This window comes from Enterobacter sp. ECC-249, assembly GCF_043965265.1.
Lineage (GTDB): Bacteria > Pseudomonadota > Gammaproteobacteria > Enterobacterales > Enterobacteriaceae > Enterobacter > Enterobacter quasiroggenkampii.
Genome location: NZ_CP143660.1, coordinates 2,889,477 through 2,910,857, shown reverse-complemented (window position 1 = coordinate 2,910,857; position 21,381 = coordinate 2,889,477). Strand labels below are relative to the sequence as shown.

The following is a 21,381-nucleotide window of genomic DNA, read 5'->3' as shown; positions in this document are numbered from 1 at the left end:
GGTTTAACATGGTTTAGCTAAGAGGATTACATGAAGAAAATCTGGGTACTTGGCGATGCGGTAGTGGATTTGCTGCCTGATGGAGAAGGTCGATTACTGCAGTGTCCCGGCGGCGCACCGGCGAACGTTGCGGTAGGTATTGCCCGGCTGGGCGGCCAGAGCGCCTTTATCGGCAGGGTTGGCGACGATCCTTTCGGGCGCTTTATGGCGAAAACGCTCGCTGAAGAGCGGGTTGACGTGACGTGGATGCGCCTTGACCCGGCGCACCGAACCTCAACGGTGGTGGTCGATCTCGACGACCACGGCGAACGCTCGTTTACCTTTATGGTGCGTCCGAGCGCCGATCTGTTTCTGGAACCCGCCGATCTGCCGACGTTCAGCGCCGGGGAGTGGCTGCACCTCTGCTCCATCGCCTTAAGCGCCGAGCCGAGCCGTTCTGCAACATTTCAGGCGATGGCCGCCATCCGGGAAGCGGGCGGTTACGTCAGTTTCGACCCCAATATTCGCCCGGATCTCTGGCCGGATGAGAACGAACTTCTCCGCTGTCTCGAACAGGCCCTGCAAAGCGCAGACGTAGTGAAACTCTCGGTAGAAGAGCTGGCCTTTTTCACCGGCAGCGCGGAGGTCAACGCCGGTCTGGAGGTGCTGATGCAGCGCTGCCCGGCGCGCCTGGTGCTGGTCACGCAGGGTAAAGAGGGGGTGATCGCCTGGCATAAGGGCACTGTGAAACACTACCCGGCAACGCCTGTGCAGTGCGTTGATACGACCGGCGCTGGCGACGCCTTTGTGGCGGGTCTGCTCTACGGCCTTGCTGACGGTCAGGCTCTGCCCCCGGTTATCGCGCTCGCCCAGCGCTGCGGCGCGCTGGCCACCACGGCCAAAGGGGCGATGACCGCGTTGCCCTGGCAGCACGACCTGTAATTCTTCCTCTCCTGGCCGCCATCCGGCGGCCTGAATTGTCGCCTCGATCACACTTACTAAATCGGTTTAGCAAAAAAGATTGGCGATCCAAAATTCACAGGTTTAGTATCAGCAACCTAAACCGGTTTAGCAATTTAGCACGTTTAATGACTTCTTTTAGGGATGCGACAAAATGTATAAAAAACGCAGACTTGCCGTGATGATAGGCATGCTGGCCGGAAGTACCTCTGTATTTGCCCAGACGGATATGACAAGTATCGAAGCGCGCCTTGCCGCGATGGAGCAGCGACTCCAGGCTGCGGAAACGCGTGCGCAGGTGGCCGAGAAGCGCGCCACCGATGCAGAACAAAAAACGCAGCAGCTGGTTGCCGCGCAGCAGCAGGCGCAAACGACGACCCAGGAGGTGGCGCAGCGCACCACCGCGCTGGAGAAGAAGGCGGATCAGACCGGCGGGTTAGAATTCCACGGCTATGCCCGCTCTGGCCTGCTGATGAACGATGCGGCCTCCAGCAGCAAAAGCGGCCCTTACCTGACGCCAGCCGGTGAAACCGGCGGTGCGGTGGGGCGTCTGGGTAACGAAGCCGACACTTACGTCGAGCTGAACCTGGAGCACAAGCAAACTCTGGATAACGGGGCGACCACGCGCTTCAAGGCGATGCTGGCCGACGGTCAGAGAACCTATAACGACTGGTCAGCCGATACCAGCGACCTCAATATTCGTCAGGCCTTCGCGGAGCTGGGCAACCTGCCTGATTTTACCGGCGCGCTGAAGGGCAGCACCTTCTGGGCGGGTAAACGCTTCGACCGCGACAATTTTGACATCCACTGGCTGGATTCCGACGTGGTGTTCCTGGCCGGTACCGGCGGCGGCGTGTATGACGTGAAATGGAACGATTCGCTGCGCAGCAACTTCTCCATTTATGGCCGCAACTTCGGCAGCGTGGAGCAGACCGACAACAACGTTCAGAACTATATCCTCAGCATGAACCACTTCGCCGGCCCGTTCCAACTGATGGTGAGCGGCCTGCGGGCGAAGGATAACGACGACCGTAAAGACACAAACGGCGATCTCATCAAAACGGATGCCGCCAATCACGGCGTTCATGCCCTGGTGGGCTTGCATAATGACAGCTTCTACGGCCTGCGCGAAGGGACCGCCAAAACGGCGCTGCTGTATGGTCACGGCCTGGGTGCGGAGGTGAAAAGCATCGGCTCCGACGGCGCCTTGCTGTCTGAGGCGGATACCTGGCGCTTCGCAAGTTACGGTGTCACGCCGATCGGCGGTGGCTGGAGCGTTGCGCCCGCCGTTCTGGCACAAAGCAGTAAAGATCGCTACGTCAAGGGCGATAGCTATGAGTGGGTAACGCTCAACACCCGCCTGATCAAAGAGGTCACCCAGAATTTCGCGCTGGCGTTTGAGGGCAGCTATCAGTACATGGATTTAAATCCGGAAGGCTATAAGGACCGCAACGCCGTGAACGGCAGTTTCTACAAGCTGACCTTTGCGCCGACCTTAAAAGCGAGCAAAATCGGCGATTTCTTCAGCCGTCCTGAACTGCGCCTGTTTGCCACCTGGATGGACTGGAGCAGCAAACTGGATCATTACGCCAGCGATGATGCCTTTGGCAGCAGCGGCTTCAACGCCGGCGGGGAATGGAACTTTGGGGTCCAGATGGAAACCTGGTTTTAACCCATCACGCTCCCGCCAGGCGGGAGCGTTTCGCACATCATAAAAAGAAGTCAGGCAGAGGTATCTATGGATTTTAATCAAATCGCCCGCGAGCTTATTCCGCTGCTCGGTGGCAAGGAAAATATCGCCAGCGCGGCGCACTGCGCAACGCGTCTTCGTCTGGTGCTGGTCGATGACGCGCTGGCGGATCAGCAGGCTATTGGCAAGGTTGACGGCGTGAAGGGCTGCTTCCGTAACGCCGGGCAGATGCAGGTGATTTTTGGCACGGGCGTGGTCAACAAGGTGTACGCCGCGTTTATTCAGGCGGCGGGGATTAGCGAATCCAGTAAATCTGAGGCTGCAGACCTGGCGGCGCGCAAGCTGAATCCGTTCCAGCGCATTGCCCGTCTGCTCTCCAACATCTTTGTGCCGATCATCCCCGCGATTGTGGCGTCCGGCCTGCTGATGGGCCTGCTCGGCATGGTGAAAACCTACGGCTGGGTCAATGCGGATAACGCCATTTACATCATGCTGGACATGTGCAGCTCGGCGGCGTTTATCATTCTGCCTATTCTGATTGGCTTTACCGCCGCGCGCGAATTTGGCGGTAACCCGTACCTCGGCGCGACGCTGGGCGGCATTCTGACCCACCCGGCGCTGACCAACGCCTGGGGCGTGGCGTCGGGCTTCCACACCATGAACTTCTTCGGCCTTGAGATTGCGATGATTGGCTATCAGGGCACGGTATTCCCGGTGCTGCTGGCCGTCTGGTTTATGAGCATCGTGGAGAAAAACCTGCGCCGCGCGATCCCGGACGCGTTAGACCTGATCCTGACGCCGTTCCTCACCGTGGTTATCTCCGGCTTTATCGCCTTGCTGATTATCGGCCCGGCGGGGCGCGCTCTGGGGGACGGTATCTCCTTTATTCTGAGCACGCTGATCGCCCACGCGGGCTGGCTCGCCGGGTTGCTGTTCGGCGGACTTTACTCGGTGATTGTGATCACCGGTATTCACCACAGCTTCCACGCGATTGAAGCCGGGCTGCTGGGGAATCCGTCGATTGGCGTTAACTTCCTGCTGCCGATCTGGGCCATGGCGAACGTAGCGCAGGGTGGCGCCTGTCTGGCGGTGTGGTTCAAAACCAAAGACGCCAAAATCAAAGCCATTACCCTGCCGTCGGCGTTCTCTGCAATGCTGGGCATCACCGAAGCGGCCATTTTTGGTATCAACCTGCGCTTCGTTAAGCCGTTTATCGCCGCGCTAATCGGCGGTGCGGTGGGCGGGGCCTGGGTGGTCTCCGTGCACGTGTACATGACCGCTGTCGGGCTGACCGCGATTCCGGGCATGGCCATCGTGCAGGCCAGCTCGCTGCTGAACTATATTATCGGCATGGTGATTGCCTTCGGCGTGGCGTTTACCGTCTCACTGCTGCTGAAATATAAAACGGATTCTGAATAATGACGTTACCTTCCCGCTGGCCTGCGATCCTGCAGGCCGTTATGAAAGGCCAGCCGCGGGCGCTGGCGGATAGCCACTATCCGCAGTGGCACCCCGCGCCGGTGACGGGGCTGATGAACGACCCGAACGGCTTTATCTGGTTTGCCGGCCGCTATCACCTGTTCTATCAGTGGAACCCGCTGGACTGCGAGCATCGCTTTAAGTGCTGGGGGCACTTGAGCTCTGCGGACCTGGTGCACTGGCAGCACGAGCCGCTGGCGCTGATGCCTGACGAAGAGTATGACCGCAACGGCTGCTACTCCGGTAGCGCCGTCGATAACGAGGGCGTTTTGACCCTGTGCTACACCGGCAACGTCAAGTTCGATGACGGCAGCCGCACGGCCTGGCAGTGTCTGGCCGTGGAGCAGCCGGACGGAACCTTTACGAAGCTGGGACCGGTGCTGGCCCTGCCTGAAGGCTACACCGGCCACGTGCGCGACCCGAAGGTGTGGCAGCACGAGGGGATGTGGTACATGGTGCTCGGCGCGCAGGATGCCCAGAAGCGCGGCAAGGTGCTGCTGTTTAAATCAGCCGATTTGCACACCTGGACATCCTGCGGGGAGATCGCCGGTCACGGGGTTAACGGCCTGTCGGACGCGGGTTATATGTGGGAGTGTCCGGACCTGTTCGCCCTCGACGGGACGCACGTCCTGATCTCCTGCCCGCAGGGGCTGGCGCGCGAGCCTCATCGCTACCTCAATACCTATCCGGCCGCCTGGATGAGCGGGGCGTTTGACTATGCCAATGCGGCATTCGATCACGGCGAGCTGCACGAGCTGGACGCGGGGTTTGAGTTCTACGCCCCGCAAACCACGCTGGCGGAAGACGGGCGACGCATTCTGATCGGCTGGATGGGCGTACCGGACGGGGAAGAGATGCTTCAGCCCACCCGGGCGCACGGCTGGATGCATCAGATGACATGCCCGCGCGAGCTACGCTATCGCGACGGCAGGCTCTGGCAAACCCCGGCGCGCGAGCTGGCGGCGCTGCGTGAAGATGAGCAGCACTGGCAGGGGCGCGCCAGCGACGCGCCCGAACTGGACGCGACGCGCCTGGAGTTTGAGCTGGACGCCGCGCACGTGAGCGTCGATTTTGCCGGCGCGCTGCGTCTCAGGGTTGATGAGCAGGGCGTGCGTCTGGAACGCGCGAGCCTGAAAACCGGTGGAACGCTGACCCGCTACTGGCAGGGTGACGTCCGTCATTTGCGCGTCCTGTGCGACCGCTCCAGCGTCGAAATCTTCATTAACCACGGCGAAGGGGTGATGAGCAGCCGCTATTTTCCTGACCATCCGGCCCGGGTGCGATTCGAAGGTGCGTCCGATATCACATTACGCTACTGGTCGCTGCGCGCCTGCATGATAGAATGAGGGTTTTGGCAGCCGGATCTAAGTCGTTGTGAGAAAAACAAAACGCGTCACCATTAAAGACATCGCGGAGCTGGCGGGTGTGTCAAAAGCCACCGCCAGCCTGGTTCTGAACGGTCGCAGCAAAGAGCTACGCGTGGCGGAAGAGACGCGCGAGCGCGTGCTGGCGATTGCAAAAGAGCACCACTATCAGCCCAGCATTCACGCCCGGTCGCTGCGCGATAACCGCAGCCACACCGTTGGTCTGGTGGTCCCGGAGATCACCAACTACGGATTTGCCGTCTTTTCTCACGAGCTGGAAACGCTGTGCCGCGAGGCGGGCGTGCAGCTGCTGATCTCCTGCAGCGATGAAAACCCGGGGCAGGAGACGGTGGTGGTGAACAACATGGTGGCGCGTCAGGTAGACGGGCTGATTGTGGCCTCCAGCATGCTCAACGACGCGGACTACCATAAGCTGAGCGAGCAGCTGCCGGTGGTTCTGTTTGACCGCCACATCAATGACAGCGCGCTGCCGCTGGTGATCACCGATTCCATTACCCCGACGACCGAACTGGTGGCGGACATTGCGCGCCAGCATCCGGATGAGTTCTACTTCCTCGGCGGCCAGCCCCGCCTGTCGCCCACGCGCGACCGCCTGGAAGGCTTTAAGCAAGGGCTGCGTGATGCCGGCGTGGAGCTGCGTCCCGAGTGGATCATTCACGGCAACTATCACCCGAGCTCCGGATACGAGATGTTTGCTGAACTCTGCGCCCGCCTGGGGCGTCCGCCGAAAGCGCTCTTTGCCGCCGCCTGCGGGCTGCTGGAAGGAGTGCTGCGCTATATGGGCCAGCATAACCTGCTGCAAAGCGATATCAGGTTAGCCAGTTTTGACGATCACTATCTCTACGATTCGCTGACGATCCCGGTGGATACCATTCGTCAGGATAACCGCCAGCTGGCGTGGCACTGCTTTGATTTGATTAGTAAATTGATTGAGGGCGAGACCCCGGAACCGTTGCAACGCAAGCTGGCTGCCACCCTGCAGCGGCGCTATAAGTCCGCGGTATAGTCCGCTTCAAAACATCAATAACTTTAATTAATTTAAGTTTTGGAAGCGCCGATAACCATAAGGAATAATTCTCCTTGAGGTATTGGTTTATGTCGTTGAAAAAGTCGTCCCTGATTGTCCTGTTCTCGCTGCTTTTCTTCTTTGTCGTCAGCACCGTCACCAGCGTTGGCCTCATCATTAAAAGTAATAATTCGCTGGATAACGTCAACAAAGAGATCCAGGTTGTGCTGTCCATTATTGACCCCATCAACCACAGCCGTACGCTGCGCGTTCGGGTGATGGAGTATGTGAAGATGGTGGAAGCGGGCAACGCGGCGGACGGCGCTGCAAAGCTTACCGCCGTGAAAGAGGCGCTGACCAAAGCGGACCACGCCTTTGCGGCCTTTATGGCGTCGCCGCGCCTGAACGATGAAGCGCCTCTGGTGACTGCCTATCAGGATGCATGGCAAAACTACCGCAACCAGGGGCTGGCGCCGCTGATCGATGCCGCCGAGGCGCACGATGTCGCCAAATTCAACGCGCTGATCCCGGAAGTATCCCGCCTCGACCGCCAGTACGAGATCGTTCTCGACCAGGTCCTTTCCGTCCACCAGAAATACGCCAAAAGCCTGAACGAAGATGCGAGCAGTAACTTCGTCTCTGGCCTGGCGATCATTGCCGCTATCGCCAGCCTGTTTGTGGTGGTGATTGTCGCCGTCAGCCTGCTGATGAAGCGCTTTGTCTTTGCGCCGGTCAACCTGGCGCGCGAGCACTGCAGCCAGATTGCGGCAGGCAAGCTGGACATTCCGGTGCCGGTGAAGGGGAGTACAGGCAACGAAATCGACCATCTGATGGGATCGATGGAGCAGATGCGTCAGGCGCTGCTGGCGACTATCGCCCAGGTGCGCGATGCGAGCCATACCGTAACGCACGCGGCCCAGGAGATTGCCTCCGGTAATATCGACCTGGCGTCACGCACCGAGCAGCAGGCTTCGGCGTTAACCCAGACGGCGGCCAGCATGGAAGAGCTGAGCGCGACGGTGGCGAACAATACCGACAACGTGTATCAGGCCGGGAAGCTGGTGCAGGACGCGGTGAAAAATGCCCACACCGGTGAAGCGGTAACCCGTGAAGTCATCGACACGATGAATACCATCGCGGCGAACTCGAAGCGCATTGAAGACATCACCAGCGTGATTAACAGCATCGCCTTCCAGACCAACATCCTGGCGCTGAACGCGGCGGTAGAAGCGGCGCGCGCTGGCACGCAGGGCCGCGGCTTTGCGGTCGTGGCCAGTGAAGTCCGCACCCTCGCGCAGAAAAGCGCGGTGGCGGCCAAGGACATCGAAAGCCTGATCGCGCAGTCGGTCTCCAGCGTGAAAAACGGAGCGGAGCTGGTAAGCCGCTCGGGGGAGGTGATTGATTCGATCATTTCGTCGGTGAATAAAGTAAATACGCTGATGGAGCAGATCTCCGTCGCCTCTGAAGAGCAGAGCCGTGGGATTAGCCAGGTCGGGCAGGCGGTGACCGAGATGGATGGCGTGACCCAGCAGAACGCCGCGCTGGTGCAGCAGTCCGCCGCGGCAGCGGCATCGCTGGAAGAGCAGGCGCAGCAGCTTTCACGCAGTATTTCGAGTTTTAGTTTGCCGGTGCAGGCTTGATTTGAAGCGAGGCCCCTGAGAGGGCCTCGTCGTTTACTACTTCCACCACAATTCTATAATTCTGACAGTTTTCGGCGGTGATTATTACATTTGTAACGACTAACATGTTTTTTGATTTGCTATGGAGCGAGGTAGCTATTCGCACATGTAGTGAACATTTTTAGTGTTCGGTAGATCTTTTTATTAATCTATTTCTCCGGAATATGTTTGTAATTTGCCCTGTCTGAAATTACAATCGAAATAAACAACACAAAGCAAGGCAACTGTGGAATATATGGATCTAAAATGGGTAGGCTTTCAGTAATAATACCTTTCTCGGGGGCATTTTCGAAAGCCACCTTCTATAAAAGTGGTCGAAGGTGGTCTTTTACTTCTCTCTATGAAGTCTGATTTTGCATTGATAACTTATAATTTACGACATGAGTGCTGGCACGATTGAATTGGTATAATGAAAACCCCCACAAAACGCTAGTGATACAATAAATGTAAGATATAAGTTTTAGCATATTTTTTCTACTATTTACAGACTGGATTTCTTTTTCAAGCCACCATATATACGATAATCTATCATCAAGTAGCTTTGTGCATGCTATAGAGAACATTGAGTCCTTAGCGATTGAGTTCGGGATACTCTTGCAATCCTCTTTACTGTGAACGGTGGCGTTATCAGTGGATCTGTTAAGTGATGTTATGATCAGCTTTTCTTTAGAAAGGTAATAACTAAATTCCTTGTAGTCGATTTTGACGAATCCATCTAGAATTCTGGTTTGCTCAATCCATGCATAATTCCCCATGCAAAATATAACCAACCCCATTAAAGAGGATAAGATTAATTTCTTTTTCGACATTTTTATGGTGATGTCTCCCCATGAACTGGTAAATAAAAACCATGATGGCTTTAACACCCCCTCATTTAACCCTCGTTGTATTAGTCGCGCGTCTCTTAGGTTGGTGGTGTTAATTCCATTTGTGATTTTGAATAGTTGGACATCAAACCATTTATTATCAAGTTCTTTCATTCTTACATCTGAGTAGCCAATTGCCAGGTAGCGAAAGACAAATCTTAGCAAATTAGACATTCCGCACGCTCTATTTACAATTAATATAAATATAGTGCCATATAGAAAATAAATAATAAAATCTTTGTCTTTAAAAATATCAGTGAGCATTTTGGGGCCTCAAAATTAAGTGGTAACTCATAAATCGGCAGTTTTTAGTAAAACTTTAATACGTCGAATAGGATGTGATTTATGAGTTTTGTGCTATTTTATATAACCTTGCAGTATCATTACCTTATTATCATTGATCATGTTTGATAGAGGGGCAACATCGAAAATGGGAAAGCGTAAGAGTGCTCTGGTTTATGTCCTGACCGTCATTATTTTTTTGCTTATTATCCCTGAGATCATTCTGCGTGTATGCACGTCCGAGCAACTTGGCCGTATCAGCGACTTCACCAGTTTAGGTGGCTTGTTAAATCCATTATTATCCTTGCTCATCTTCCTGGCATTGTTATCAATCATACTGGCCGTCATTGCTATCGCATTGGTTAAGCGACTTCTTCGTCCGCGATGATTTGCCTGCAAGCGACTCATAGCATCCGCCAGCCGTTACCGCTATGAGTCCAAATCCGACAGCACAAAAAAATTTATATTCACCCCAGCAATATTTTCCTCCCTCATCCGTCTACCTCATCACAAGCCATAATCAGTTACTGTAAACGAGGTAAACACCATGAGAGATTTTGAACTGCACGGCAGAGGTCACGGGCGCGGATTTGGTCGCCACCGTATGGGCAAAGGCTTAGTCATCGGCGCGGTGATTTTCATCGTGCTCGGCCTGCTGGTGATGACCCTGTGGAACGCCTTGCTCCCGGCGATACTGGGCGTGAAGGCCATCGGATTCTGGCAGGCGCTGGGCATTCTGGTGCTGAGCCGCATTCTGTTTGGTGGGTTAGGTTTCCGCCCCGGGATGTTTGGCGCGCACCGCCGGATGCACGAGCGCTGGATGAACATGACGCCCGAACAGCGTGAGGCGTTTATTCAGCAGCGCCGCGAAGGGTTTGGTCGCCACGGTCGCGGGCACTGCGGCTGGCACGGTCATCGTGACGATAAGCGCGATGACGCCACGCCAAAAGCGCCGGAAGCAGAGTGAGCGAGATGAAAGCCGGGGAGGCGGGCGGCTCCATGCTGATGTCGGCGCTAAACGCCTGCCGCGCCCGGCTGAAAGCCTTCATTCGCGGACGGACGTCCGTTCGCGATGATGCCGACGACATTTTGCAGGAAGTGACGTATCAGCTGATGAAAGTGGAGCAGCCGGTCGAAAACGTCGCCGCCTGGCTGTTCCGCGCGGCGCGTAACGAGATGACCGACCGGGCGCGTAAAAAGCGCGAGGTGTCGCTCTCCGGCTATTTTACGGGCGAAGACGATGAGGGTTATCCGGAAGACGAGCTGGCCGAAACCCTGTTCGGCGTACCGCACACGCCGGAAGAGGAGTACCTCAAAACGCTGCTGTGGGAAGAGCTGGGGCAGGCGCTGTCTGAACTTCCTCCGCCGCAGCGGGAGGCGTTTGAAAAGACCGAACTCCACGGCTACAGCATTAAAATGCTGGCAGAGGAGACCGGCGCCAGCGAACAGGCGCTGTTATCCCGCAAGCACAAGGCGGTGCTGTTTCTGCGCACGCGGCTGCGGGACGTCTATGATGCGCTGACGGGCGAATAGCGGCGGCAGACAAAACCTTACACTTCCGGCACTTGTAGATTCATCACTATCGTTTATGATCGGGGCGTCTTGTCACTCTGGAATGTTATGCGCAACCGTCAGCTTCTCGGAAAATGGCTTTTAATTATCACCTGTCTCGCGATGGCGCTTTGCCTCGTGCAGCGTGCGGTGATGCTCAACCATTTTTTACAGGGACTGGATCCGCAAATTTCGCTGAGTGCAGATGCCCCGGCTCAAACCAGCACCACTGAACAATCCGGCCCGTCGCCATGTCAGCTCGGCGCGCACTCGCTGCTTTGCGCGCAGCCGCTGTTCTTCGACGGCGCGCTGCCGGCCATTATTATCTTCTTCGCGCTGCTGCAGCTGTTTACGCAAGGGCGAGCATTTGCTCCCGTGGAACAGCCCGTTCAGGCGCCGCCTCCCCGAATACACCTTAAAAACTGCGTTTTCCGTGAATGAAAAACATCGTCACCACACGATAATTTTTCACTGTTCACGGAGTACAACATGGTTAACCTCTTCAGGGGATTCGTCTTCCTGTGGCTGTCATGCATCGGCATTGTCCATGCGGCAGACACCGGCTGGCTGGTCTCCCCACAAAACGATCACGCCCGCATCCGCTTTCAGGCGGAGAGGGAACAAACGCACGTTAAAGGCCTGCTCACCGTTGAGCTAAAGCCCGGCTGGAAAACCTACTGGCGATCGCCGGGCGAGGGCGGCGTGGCGCCGAAAATCAGCTGGCCGGAAGGCGTAACGGACAGCTGGTCCTGGCCGGTGCCGTCGCGCTTCGATATCTCCGGCATGACCACGCAGGGCTATCACGATAAGGTGACGATCCCGATTACGCTCGACGGCGCGAAGGGCGACGCGCTCGACGGGACGTTGACGCTCTCTACCTGCAGCAACGTCTGCCTGCTGACGGACTACCCGCTGCACCTCGATTTTACCCAGCCGGTGGATGAGGGCTTCCGCAGCGCCTTCGAACAGGCGATGCGCGCCGTGCCGGGCACGTCGGGCGTTTCTGCCGATCTGTCCGCCTGGCTTTCTGACGGTAACCTGGTGATGACGGGGACGACGGACGGAAAATGGGAGAATCCGGGGATCTATTTTGACCCGCTGGAGGGCGATATTCTGCCTGGCGAACCGGTGATTAAACATGACGGCACTGCGCTTCGGGTCACGGTTCCCGTGACCGACGAATGGGGCGATAAGCCCGCCTCGCTGGCAGGTAAAAGGCTGTCGTTTGTGCTGACCAACGGCGATCGGGCGCAGCAAACCACCATGACCGTTGGGACAACGCCCGAAGAGACCTCCGCGCCGGACGGCACGGGAAAAATGGTGCTCTTTGCTCTGCTGGGTGGGCTGATCCTGAACCTGATGCCCTGCGTGCTGCCAGTTATGGGCATGAAGCTTAACAGCATCCTGCTGGCGGGATCGAACAGTCGCGCCATCAGGCTGCGCTTTCTTGCCACCAGCGCCGGGATCCTGACTTCCTTTATGCTGCTGGCCGGGATGGTTACCGCGCTGAAGCTGGCCGGAGCGTCGCTGGGGTGGGGCATTCAGTTCCAGAACCCGTGGTTTATCGGCCTGATGGTCGCCGTGACCTTCCTGTTTGCGCTGAACCTTTTTGGGACGTTTGAAGTGCTTCTGCCTTCTTCTGCCGCAGGTCGGCTGGCGACGGCAGGGGGATCGGGGGTCGGGGGCAGCTTCTGCGAAGGAATGTTCGCCACGCTGCTGGCGACGCCGTGCTCCGCGCCGTTCCTCGGTACCGCGGTCGCCTTTGCCCTTGGCGCGCCGCTGCACGCCCTGTGGCTTATCTTCCTGATGCTCGGCGTGGGCATGAGCCTGCCGTGTCTGTTCGTTGCCCTGGTACCGAAAACGGCCATGCTGCTGCCGAAACCCGGTCGCTGGATGAACATGCTCAGGGTCATCCTCGGCATGATGATGCTGGCCTCCAGCCTCTGGCTGGCGACGCTGTTGAGCGTGCATCTGGGCGAGGCGGCCAGCCAGATCGTGATGCTGGCGCTGACTGCCGCTGCGCTGGTAGCGTTCGCGCTGAAGGGGCAAAAATCCTCGCCCTTGTTCTGGCTGGTAGTCATCGTGCTGTCGGCGTTCGGCGGGTATCAGCTGCGCGGTCTGCTTAACGCGCCGCCTGACGCTCCGCCACAAAGCGTTGCGCAGACCATCCCGTGGCAGCCGCTTAGTGAAGAGGCCATTGAGCAGGCGCTGGCGCAGGGGAAACGGGTGTTTGTAGATATCTCGGCGGACTGGTGCGTGACCTGCAAAGTCAACGAGCATCGGGTGCTCAGCCAGCCGGACGTTATAGCCACGCTGCGCCAGCCGGACGTGGTGGCCCTGCGCGGAGACTGGAGCCAGCCGTCCGCGTTTATCGCGGATTTTCTGGCGAAGCGAAACCGCTACGCCATTCCGTTTAACGCGGTGTATGGCCCCGGTCTGCCTGAAGGGGAAATCCTCTCGCCGCTGCTGGACAAGCGCACCCTGGTCACCACCCTGAACAACGCAAAAGGCTAACTGTGTCATGAAAAAATTCCTTATTACGCTTCTGCTCCTGCTGGCCCCGGTTCAGGTATTTGCCGCCCAGCCGCTGACGCCGGACCAGGAGCAGCGCGCGCAGAAGACGATCGCTGATTTCCTGTTTAACGATCCAAACTCCCCGCGCATCGGCGCGAAAAACCCAAAGCTCACCCTGGTGGTGTTTACCGACTACAACTGCCCGTACTGTAAAAAATTCGATCCGTACCTGGAGAAGATTGTCGAAAAACATCCGGACGTGGCGGTGGTGTTTAAGTTTTTACCTTTCCGCTCGGAAAGTTCGCTGACCGCCGCGCGAAACGCCTTAACGCTCTGGCGAAAAGATCCCGGGCAGTTTATGAAGCTGAACCATACCCTGATGGCGAAAAAGGGGTACCACGATGACGCCAGCATTCAGGAGGCGCAAAAGCGGGCGGGCGTCAGCGTGACGACGCCGGACGAGGAGAGTTTTCTGACGATCAGGCGCAGCCTTATCGTCGCGGAAAAAATGGGGATCCAGGGCACGCCCGCCACGCTTATCGGCGAGGGATTGCTGCCCGGCTGGGTGCCGTACGAACAGTTCGACGAAATGGTCAGTGAAGCACTGAAAAACCGCTAACCTGAAGGGGGCGTGATGCCCCCGACAAACCGGAGAGGGAAATGAAAAAATTACTGTTACTTTCGGCGCTGGCGACGTCAGGGCTGGTACAGGCGGCTGAAGCCATACCGGATGTGGTGAAGCACTTCAGCGAGCAGCAGAATATTAAAATCATCAAGAAGCTGGATGCCCCCGGCGGCGCGCCCGCCTGGCTGGGGCAGTATCAGGATATGGGCGTGACGCTCTTTTTAACACCGGACGGCAAACACGTCATTTCGGGCTATCTGCATGATGAAAAAGGAAAAAACCTCAGCGAAGGCTATTTCCAGAAAGAGATCTACGCCCCGATGGGACGCGAGATGTGGAAGAACCTCAGCGCGGCGCATCCCCTGAAGGAAGGGGCGGATAACGCCCCGCGTAAGGTCTTTGTTTTTGCCGATCCGTTCTGTCCGTACTGCAAGCAGTTCTGGGCCGAAGCGCAGCCGTGGGTCAAGGCCGGTAAGGTTCAGCTCAATACGCTGCTGGTGGCGTTCCTCAACCCCAACAGCGGGCGTAACGCCGCCGCCATATTGAATGCGAAAGATCCGGTCTCGGCCTGGCGCGAATACGAGCTCTCCGGCGGCAAAAAATTGCCCAAGCCTGAAGGCGAGGCTTCACGCGAAACGGTAGCGATACTGCAGAAGCACCAGGCGCTGATGGACAGCCTGGGCGCTAACGCCACGCCGGCCATTTACTATCTGAATGCGGAAAACGAGCTGCAGCAGGTGGTGGGGATGCCGGATGCGCAGCAGCTCGAGGCGATGTTCGGGCCGAAGCCGTAAAAAAAACAGGCAGAAACGGGCGTTTCTGCCTGACCGTCACTTAGCTACCCCAGCGTCCACGAAGGTAGTTTACCGCCTGCTGGGTCTGCGGCTGGTTCAGGTAATCTTCCCGGAACAGGATGGTGCCGTTGACGTTGGGCAGAGAATCGTTGAGATCGAGCTGCTTTTTCAGCTCCGGCACGCCGCCCTGAACCGTCCAGTCCGGCTCGTTTCTCGACGGCTCGCCCACCTTATAGAACGCAATGCCGATATACAGGCGCGTGTGGGTCGGCTTCACGACGTCGGCCCACCATTTGGTCAGCACGTCGTAGCGCGCGGCATCCCGGGAGAAGGGCCAGTAAATCTGCGGAGCGATGTAGTCCAGCAGGCCCTGCTGCACCCACTGACGCGTATCGGCGAAGGATTCATCATAGGCCGCGGCGCCGCGGGTGTCGGAGCCTGCCGGGTCAAAGGATCGGTTACGCCACACGCCCGCCGGGCTGACGCCAAACTCCACGTTGGGCTTTGTTTGCTTGATCGCGCGGGAGACCTGGACGATTAGCTGCTGCGTGTTGTGCCTTCGCCAGTCGGCTTTTGAGGCAAATCCCTGGCCGTACTGCCGCCAGGTCTGGGAATCATTCAGCGCGGATCCCGGCGATTCGGCATAGAAGTAATCATCAAACTGCACGCCGTCTACCGGGTAGTTCGCCACCACTTCGGTCACCACTTTGGTTATCCAGTCCCGCACTTCAGGAATACCCGGATCGAGTACAAAGCGGTCGCCTGAGATGCGCACCCACTCAGGGTGCTGGACATAGACGCTGGACGGCGTCTGATAGGCGGTCCGGTTGAGCGCGGCGATGGTGGACGGCTTCGTGTTGGTCGACACGCGATAAGGGTTGAACCAGGCGTGAACCTTCATGCCGCGCTTGTGCGCTTCATCAAGCATAAACTGCAGCGGGTCGTATCCCGGATACTCCCCGATGTTGCCCGTCAGCATATCTGACCACGGTAATATCTTTGATGACCAGAGGGCCGTGCTGTCCGGCTTCACCTGGAAAAAGACCGTGTTGATGCCGAGGTGCTTAAGGTTGTCGAGCTTTGCGATCAGCGCCTGCTTTTGCATCGCGATGCGCTGGTCCGCGCTGCGGCCATTCACCGAGGCCACCGGGGGCCAGTCGAGACGCGAGACGGTCGCCAGCCAGATGCCGCGCATCGGCTCGTTTGCCTGCGGCGTCGGTTTGCTGACGGTGGGGAGAGGGGTAACCAGCGATTTCGGTGGTTTTGAGGAGCAGCTCACAAGTAAAAGCGCGCAGGCAGCCAGCGCGCCGATCCGTTTTACGTGTCGCGTCATTTGCGTATTAGCTCTTGATAATCCGACTGTTGGCCCAGGGATTAAAGGCGGGCGCCGCCTGCGCTGTATTTCCCTCATCGTTGAGAGAGTCCAGATACAGGGCTTCCACTTCCGCGCGCGCCCATGGGGTGCGGCGCAGAAATTTCAGGCTCGATTTAACGCTGGGGTCTTTTCTGAAACAGTTAATTTTGATGCGGTCGCCCAACTCGCTCCAGCCATATTTCGCCACCAGGGCGTTGACCATCATCTCCAGCGTTACGCCATGCAAAGGATCTTTAGAAATATGTGCAGTCATAGGCGTCCGGAAGTCTCGATTTTTAGGGGATTGGGGTAAACGCTGAAAGGGTACAAGAAAGCAGGGGAAGCGGCAATTTTCCTTTTCCCCTCGCTCACTTTATGACGGACTCCGTGCGCTGATTTTCGCCGACAATTTTTCCCGCATTGTTTTTTATCGTAAACCGAATCGACACGTCATCCTGGCCCGCGGGCGTAGCCGTGACCGCTTTTACCATCGTTCCCGAGTCTGCTGCGATCGTCATCGTCGTCGTGCCTTTTGCCAGCACCTTATCGCGCTGGGTGATGCGCCATGTCAGACGGCAATCGCGGCACGGTTTCCAGGTGTCGTTGATGGCCCACAGACGCACGGTCGCCGCCGCCCCGGATTGCCACTGCGCCGTGACCGGTTCAATGGACGGCAAAACAGGCTGGTACGCGCGCTGGAGCGCGTAAAACCCGGCCTTAGGTTTACGCAGGTAGTCCACCACGCCCCAGTTGATGGAGGGCCAGGTTTCCACAAACATGAAGTGGAACAGGGCCGTCACCGGCTGGTAGCGCTGTCGGCGATAGCTTTCTGCCGCCGTGGCCACCAGCTGAGACTGGTACGCCTGAGTATTGCGGATCATTTCCTGAATGTTGTTTCCGCGCGGGATAGCGGCAAACTTAAAGGTCTGGAAGGGCTGAAAATTATGGTATTTCCAGACGGTCCAGCCGGGATCGTCAGCGGCGGTGGTTTTTGGCCAGAGCGACGCCGCCGGGATGATGGTTTTTAGCGTTGACAGGCGGGGAAGCGCCTGCGCGCCGAACTCGGTAATGATCCCCGTTTTGGCCGGCGTCAGCAGGTCGCGCACGGTACCGAAGTACCAGCCCGCCCAGTAATGCTCCTCAACGGCGGAAAAGCGATGCACGATGCGCGAAGTATCTTCGGCAAGCGTATCCGCAACCCGCTGCGTGAGCTCGCGATTCAGATCTTTATTCCAGTCCGGGAAGCGTTTTTCCATCCACGGCGAATTCCACGGCGGTTCGTTATGCCCGCCCCAGACGATGATGGCGGGGGAATTGCCAAACTGTTCGATCATCTCCCGCGTCTGGCGAACCGCGTTTTTCGTAAAGGCGTCGCGGCTGTCGTAGCCCCACTGCAGCGGGACGTCCTGCCAGATCATCATCCCCATCTCATCGGCAACGTCATACAACGCACGTCCGGCAACGTGTCCGTGCACGCGTATGGCGTTGGCGTTCATGGCCTCCACCAGACGAAGATCGCGACGGTATTTTTCTCGCGTCATGGTGCCGAGCCAGGGGGAACCAATGTAATTGCTGCCCTTAATAAAAAGGCGTCTGTCGTTAATGAGCCAGCCCTTATTGTCGGACTGCTCGACGATCTTGCGCAGCCCGGTGCGGGTCACCGCCGTGTCCATCACGCCGTTTTCATCGCGTAATGCCACGCGAATGGTATACAGGTGCGGTTTTCCCGTGCCGACGGGCCACCACAGTTTTGCCTTCGGCATGGGCAGCGTCACCTGCACGGAATGGGCGCCGCTTTCGAGGGTAACCGGAAAGTCTGCCTGATAGCGCTTGCCGCTGAAATTGGCGGGCGTGGCGGTGAGCCGCACGGTCGCCGTGCCCTGGCCGAGCGCGCGATAGCGAATCTCCGCCTTTAGCGCCGGGCGAGTCAGCCCCTGCGTCCAGTCGGGACGCAGAATGGTCTCATCAAGGGTAGCGCCCCGGCTAAGATGCAGACGAACCGGTGCCCAGATGCCGCCAGAGTTGGCGTCCTGTCCCTGCGGCGACCAGGCCCCGCCGGGGCGCGTATCATGCTGGTTAAGGATCCCCTTCATAAGCGTTTTATGCAGCGGCCAGATCTTAGTGGGATCTTCGTAAGGGCTGTCCACCCTGACCACGAGCTTATTGTGACGTTGTAACGCCGGGCTGGCATCCAGCGAAAAGCGCTGAAAATAGCCCTCGTGCTTGCCCAGCGGCTGGCCGTTCAGCGTCACCTCAGCCAGGTAATCGACGCCATCAAACACCAGGGTACTCATCACGTCAGGCGGCTGCACGGGCAGGGAAAACGCGTGCTTATACCACAGCGCGCCCTGGTGATCGTACCCGGCGCTGTACCAGTTGGCAGGAACCTGAAGCGGGCGCCAGCCTGATGCGGCAGGGTGCGCGCTACTATTGGCGTCCTGAACCTGCCACTTTCCAGCAAGAGACCAACTGACCGGCACAGAGTTCGCCACCGAGTGGGTGGTCAACAGGGCAAAAAACAGCGCGCAGCTGCGAGTCATCATGCGTTTACCCCGCGTGCGGTGAGCCAGGCCGTGAGGCGCTGCGATTCCTGGCGAAGGTTGTCATTCAGGGCCGAAAGCTGTTGCCCATCCAGCGCGTGTGCGTCGCTTTCCAGCACCTGCAGCTGCTGTGCGAGCGTGCTGAAGTCCAGGGTGACGGCTTCTCCCCGCAGCTTGTGGGCCGCGCGGCGCAGCGCGTCGCGATCGTCGCTGTCGATAGCCCGGGTGATGGCCTTCATGGCCTCCTCCAGCCCTTCGCCAAACAGGGCGAGCAGCTCCTGCACCAGGGCGGGATCGTCAGCGCACTGCTTCAGCAGGCGTGCTTCATCCGGAAAACCGGAGGAATCTTCGTGACGCTGAAGCACGCGGTCAATCTCTTCAGCGAGACGCTCCTGGCTGATGGGCTTGGCAATATAGCCGTCGAAACCCATGTTGAGACAGCGCTCTTTGTCTCCCTGCATGGCGTGTGCGGTCATGGCGACGGTGGGCTGCGCCGGGCCGGGGCGGGACCGTTCTTCTTCACGCAGCAGGCGAATGGCGGTCTCACCGTCCATCTCCGGCATCTGAAGGTCGATCAGCAAAACGTCCCACGCCTCCGCGCGCCAGCGTTCCAGCAGCGCGACGCCGTTATCGACGATCTGACAGGTGTGCCCGAGCCGCTCGAGCAGGCGCGCGGCGACCTTCTGGTTAACCAGATTATCTTCCGCCAGCAGGATCCGTAGTTCCGTAGCCCCTGGAGAGGCGACAGGCGCGGGCGTACTTTCACCCACGGGGGCCGGCGAACGTTCAAACGCGGCGGCAATCGCCTGATGTAATTCATCCTGGGCGATAGGCTTATGCAGATAGGTTTTGATCCCGATCCGCTTCAGCATATTGATATCAAAATGTCGGCTCATGGAGCTCAGCATGATGATATGGCTTTCAGCAACCTGTGGCAGCACCGAAAGCTCAAGGGCCAGAGACACGCCGTCCATATCCGGCATCTGCGCGTCCAGCAGGATCAGCGGCCATAATGTTCCAGCTTTAACCCGGTCGATGGCCTCGCTGGCGTTGTTAACGCAGGTGGGCTTCAGCCCGATCTGGCTGAGCATTGCTGCCAGCAGCCGCAGGTTGGTCTCGTTATCATCAACCACCAGCACGGGTTCACCGTTAAAGCGCTGGCTATGTGGACGCTCTCCGGGCGCAAGGGTCTGTGCCGCCAGCGGCAGCGAGAACGAAAATTCGCTGCCTTTTCCCGGCTCGCTGGAGACCGTTAATTCGCCCCCCATCGCCGCAACCAGCCTCGCAGAGATGGTTAGCCCGAGCCCTGTACCGCCGTAGCGGCGGGTGGTTGAGTTATCCGCCTGGCTGAAGGCTTCAAAAATGGCCTTCTGCTTATCTGCCGGTATGCCAATGCCGCTGTCGCGCACGCCAAAACGCCATCGATCCGCGCTATCGCCGGGTTCAACAACCAGGATCACTTCTCCCTGATGGGTAAACTTCAGCGCGTTACCCAGCAGATTGGTCAGGATCTGGCGCAGCCGCGCGCCGTCGACCAGCAGCACGTCGGGCACGTCGGGCGCAATATCAACCAGCAGCTCGATACCTTTTTCGCTCGCCCCCGGCATGTGCGGGCGAATAAGCGACTGAATGAAGGGGCGAACAGGCACGGGGTCCGTCTCCAGCTCCACTTTGCCGGCTTCAATACGGGAAAAATCGAGAATGTCGTTGATGATATGCAGCAGAGATTGGGCTGAACTCATCACCAGGGTCAGATAATCGCGCTGATCGGCACTGAGAGACGTATCCAGGCACAGCTGGGTCATGCCAATTATGCCGTTCATCGGGGTACGAATTTCATGGCTCATATTCGCCAGGAACGCGCTTTTCGCCTCATTGGCTTTTTGCGCCTCAATGGCCGAGGCGAACGCCTGAATTTCAGCCTCTTTGCGCCGCGTAATATCCTGCAGCGTACCGATCACGCGCTCGGCGTTTCCCTCAATGGAGAGCGTGACCACCTGGCCGGACAGCAGCATCCAGCGCAGCCCTTCGGTAGGGTGATGCACGCGAATTTCACATTCAAAGACCGGGCGGTGATCCTGCTTAGAAGCCTGCAGCGCCTTGCGCAGCGGTGCGCGATCGTCCTCGTGGACCTGATTGAGCAGAAAACGCACCGGATATCGCCACTGCGTGCGCGACTGGCCCAGCATGGCAAGCAGGGTGTCGTTCACCTGGAGCGTGTCGCCGGAAACCTGCCAGTCCCAGATCCCGATATGAATGGATTCCGCCGTCAGTAGAAAATCCTCATGCAGCTGGTGGCGCGCGCGCTGCGCTTCATCCAGCTCCGTGATATCGCTGTGCAGGCTGACAATGCCGCCGTCCGCAAGCCGCTGATGCTGGACGAAGATCCGCCGTTGGCCCGCCTGCCGCACTTCGCAGTGTTTATCCTGCCGACAGTTACGCACGATCGACTCGCGCAGCGTCTGGCGCAGTCCGGGGTCGACGTTGTAAACGGCATCGATAAAGCGTTCCGCCAGCGCCTCAAGGGTCGTCCCCACCTTCAGCCACGGAGTGATGACCGGATAAAACAGGGCAACGTTGTGATTCCAGGCCTGCAGGCGTTCCTCGCGGTCATAAATCATGACGGCGGCCGGCAGCGCGTTAAGATCGTACGTGAACGAACTCATCGTCATCCTCC

The 21,381-nt window shown here is 58.1% G+C and carries 18 protein-coding genes; 13 read left to right on the top strand and 5 right to left on the bottom strand.

The window, feature by feature from the left end:
* Window positions 1–30 precede the first annotated feature (30 nt).
* The 6 genes from V1587_RS13950 (at window position 31) to V1587_RS13925 (ending at window position 8,139) form a co-directional block, all read left to right on the top strand.
* Window positions 31–921 carry an aminoimidazole riboside kinase gene (locus tag V1587_RS13950; RefSeq protein WP_371898153.1) on the top strand — a complete coding sequence of 297 codons (891 nt, stop codon included), beginning with the start codon at window positions 31–33 and terminating at the stop codon, window positions 919–921.
* A gap of 172 nt (window positions 922–1,093) precedes the next feature.
* Window positions 1,094–2,611: a carbohydrate porin gene (locus tag V1587_RS13945; protein ID WP_395314387.1), complete on the top strand. Its 1,518-nt coding sequence runs from the start codon at window positions 1,094–1,096 to the stop codon at window positions 2,609–2,611.
* Between the two features lie 66 nt (window positions 2,612–2,677).
* Complete coding sequence (locus V1587_RS13940; RefSeq protein ID WP_023619263.1) at window positions 2,678–4,048, top strand: sucrose-specific PTS transporter subunit IIBC; 1,371 nt, start codon at window positions 2,678–2,680, stop codon at window positions 4,046–4,048.
* The gene (locus V1587_RS13935; RefSeq protein WP_371898151.1) at window positions 4,048–5,454 is read left to right on the top strand and encodes a sucrose-6-phosphate hydrolase; all 1,407 of its coding nucleotides are present in this window, start codon (window positions 4,048–4,050) and stop codon (window positions 5,452–5,454) included. The genes V1587_RS13940 and V1587_RS13935 overlap by 1 nt, the downstream gene beginning before the upstream one ends.
* Before the next feature lie 28 nt (window positions 5,455–5,482).
* Window positions 5,483–6,499 carry a LacI family DNA-binding transcriptional regulator gene (locus tag V1587_RS13930; RefSeq protein WP_371898149.1) on the top strand — a complete coding sequence of 339 codons (1,017 nt, stop codon included), beginning with the start codon at window positions 5,483–5,485 and terminating at the stop codon, window positions 6,497–6,499.
* A gap of 89 nt (window positions 6,500–6,588) precedes the next feature.
* Complete coding sequence (locus V1587_RS13925) at window positions 6,589–8,139, top strand: methyl-accepting chemotaxis protein (RefSeq protein WP_371898148.1); 1,551 nt, start codon at window positions 6,589–6,591, stop codon at window positions 8,137–8,139.
* 377 nt (window positions 8,140–8,516) lie between these two features.
* Here the strand turns inward: V1587_RS13925 and V1587_RS13920 are convergent, their stop codons facing one another.
* Window positions 8,517–9,308 (bottom strand): hypothetical protein, encoded by a 792-nt coding sequence (locus V1587_RS13920; protein ID WP_371898147.1) that lies wholly within the window; start codon window positions 9,306–9,308, stop codon window positions 8,517–8,519.
* A gap of 166 nt (window positions 9,309–9,474) precedes the next feature.
* Between V1587_RS13920 and V1587_RS13915 the strand changes: the two genes are divergently transcribed.
* From V1587_RS13915 to dsbG, 7 genes are all read left to right on the top strand, one after another.
* A complete protein-coding gene (locus V1587_RS13915) occupies window positions 9,475–9,714 on the top strand; it encodes a hypothetical protein (RefSeq protein WP_395314386.1) in 240 nt (79 codons plus the stop codon).
* Between the two features lie 159 nt (window positions 9,715–9,873).
* On the top strand, window positions 9,874–10,293 hold the full coding sequence (locus V1587_RS13910; protein ID WP_023335772.1) for a hypothetical protein: 420 nt from the start codon (window positions 9,874–9,876) through the stop codon (window positions 10,291–10,293).
* A gap of 5 nt (window positions 10,294–10,298) precedes the next feature.
* The gene (locus V1587_RS13905; RefSeq protein WP_371898333.1) at window positions 10,299–10,859 is read left to right on the top strand and encodes an RNA polymerase sigma factor; all 561 of its coding nucleotides are present in this window, start codon (window positions 10,299–10,301) and stop codon (window positions 10,857–10,859) included.
* Between the two features lie 87 nt (window positions 10,860–10,946).
* Window positions 10,947–11,318 (top strand): hypothetical protein, encoded by a 372-nt coding sequence (locus tag V1587_RS13900; protein WP_371898145.1) that lies wholly within the window; start codon window positions 10,947–10,949, stop codon window positions 11,316–11,318.
* A gap of 48 nt (window positions 11,319–11,366) precedes the next feature.
* On the top strand, window positions 11,367–13,391 hold the full coding sequence (locus V1587_RS13895) for a protein-disulfide reductase DsbD family protein (protein ID WP_395314385.1): 2,025 nt from the start codon (window positions 11,367–11,369) through the stop codon (window positions 13,389–13,391).
* 7 nt (window positions 13,392–13,398) lie between these two features.
* A complete protein-coding gene (locus V1587_RS13890; protein WP_371898143.1) occupies window positions 13,399–14,010 on the top strand; it encodes a DsbA family protein in 612 nt (203 codons plus the stop codon).
* Window positions 14,011–14,051: 41 nt separating this feature from the next.
* The gene (dsbG, locus tag V1587_RS13885; protein WP_371898142.1) at window positions 14,052–14,810 is read left to right on the top strand and encodes a thiol:disulfide interchange protein DsbG; all 759 of its coding nucleotides are present in this window, start codon (window positions 14,052–14,054) and stop codon (window positions 14,808–14,810) included.
* Window positions 14,811–14,850: 40 nt separating this feature from the next.
* Here the strand turns inward: dsbG and V1587_RS13880 are convergent, their stop codons facing one another.
* The 4 genes from V1587_RS13880 to V1587_RS13865 all read right to left on the bottom strand — a co-directional run bounded on the left by V1587_RS13880 (window position 14,851) and on the right by V1587_RS13865 (window position 21,370).
* Window positions 14,851–16,143 (bottom strand): glycoside hydrolase family 10 protein, encoded by a 1,293-nt coding sequence (locus V1587_RS13880; RefSeq protein ID WP_371898141.1) that lies wholly within the window; start codon window positions 16,141–16,143, stop codon window positions 14,851–14,853.
* A 7-nt stretch (window positions 16,144–16,150) separates the two neighbouring features.
* Window positions 16,151–16,438, bottom strand: a complete 288-nt coding sequence (locus tag V1587_RS13875) for a VF530 family DNA-binding protein (protein ID WP_045415848.1) — start codon at window positions 16,436–16,438, stop codon at window positions 16,151–16,153.
* 94 nt (window positions 16,439–16,532) lie between these two features.
* Window positions 16,533–18,707 carry a glycoside hydrolase family 2 TIM barrel-domain containing protein gene (locus tag V1587_RS13870; protein ID WP_371898140.1) on the bottom strand — a complete coding sequence of 725 codons (2,175 nt, stop codon included), beginning with the start codon at window positions 18,705–18,707 and terminating at the stop codon, window positions 16,533–16,535.
* Entirely contained in the window at window positions 18,704–21,370 is a 2,667-nt protein-coding gene (locus tag V1587_RS13865; RefSeq protein WP_371898139.1) for a response regulator, read from the bottom strand. The genes V1587_RS13870 and V1587_RS13865 overlap by 4 nt, the downstream gene beginning before the upstream one ends.
* Window positions 21,371–21,381: the final 11 nt, after the last annotated feature.

Excerpts from the sequence above, each read along its gene's own strand:
- V1587_RS13875 (WP_045415848.1), bottom strand. The coding sequence starts at position 16,438 with ATGACTGCACATATTTCTAAAGATCCTTTGCATGGCGTAACGCTGGAG.
- V1587_RS13915 (WP_395314386.1), top strand. The coding sequence starts at position 9,475 with ATGGGAAAGCGTAAGAGTGCTCTGGTTTATGTCCTGACCGTCATTATT.
- dsbG (WP_371898142.1), top strand. The coding sequence starts at position 14,052 with ATGAAAAAATTACTGTTACTTTCGGCGCTGGCGACGTCAGGGCTGGTA.
- V1587_RS13920 (WP_371898147.1), bottom strand. The coding sequence starts at position 9,308 with ATGCTCACTGATATTTTTAAAGACAAAGATTTTATTATTTATTTTCTA.
- V1587_RS13940 (WP_023619263.1), top strand. The coding sequence starts at position 2,678 with ATGGATTTTAATCAAATCGCCCGCGAGCTTATTCCGCTGCTCGGTGGC.
- V1587_RS13925 (WP_371898148.1), top strand. The coding sequence starts at position 6,589 with ATGTCGTTGAAAAAGTCGTCCCTGATTGTCCTGTTCTCGCTGCTTTTC.
- V1587_RS13880 (WP_371898141.1), bottom strand. The coding sequence starts at position 16,143 with ATGACGCGACACGTAAAACGGATCGGCGCGCTGGCTGCCTGCGCGCTT.
- V1587_RS13890 (WP_371898143.1), top strand. The coding sequence starts at position 13,399 with ATGAAAAAATTCCTTATTACGCTTCTGCTCCTGCTGGCCCCGGTTCAG.
- V1587_RS13935 (WP_371898151.1), top strand. The coding sequence starts at position 4,048 with ATGACGTTACCTTCCCGCTGGCCTGCGATCCTGCAGGCCGTTATGAAA.
- V1587_RS13950 (WP_371898153.1), top strand. The coding sequence starts at position 31 with ATGAAGAAAATCTGGGTACTTGGCGATGCGGTAGTGGATTTGCTGCCT.
- V1587_RS13945 (WP_395314387.1), top strand. The coding sequence starts at position 1,094 with ATGTATAAAAAACGCAGACTTGCCGTGATGATAGGCATGCTGGCCGGA.
- V1587_RS13900 (WP_371898145.1), top strand. The coding sequence starts at position 10,947 with ATGCGCAACCGTCAGCTTCTCGGAAAATGGCTTTTAATTATCACCTGT.
- V1587_RS13910 (WP_023335772.1), top strand. The coding sequence starts at position 9,874 with ATGAGAGATTTTGAACTGCACGGCAGAGGTCACGGGCGCGGATTTGGT.
- V1587_RS13870 (WP_371898140.1), bottom strand. The coding sequence starts at position 18,707 with ATGATGACTCGCAGCTGCGCGCTGTTTTTTGCCCTGTTGACCACCCAC.
- V1587_RS13895 (WP_395314385.1), top strand. The coding sequence starts at position 11,367 with ATGGTTAACCTCTTCAGGGGATTCGTCTTCCTGTGGCTGTCATGCATC.
- V1587_RS13905 (WP_371898333.1), top strand. The coding sequence starts at position 10,299 with ATGAAAGCCGGGGAGGCGGGCGGCTCCATGCTGATGTCGGCGCTAAAC.
- V1587_RS13865 (WP_371898139.1), bottom strand. The coding sequence starts at position 21,370 with ATGAGTTCGTTCACGTACGATCTTAACGCGCTGCCGGCCGCCGTCATG.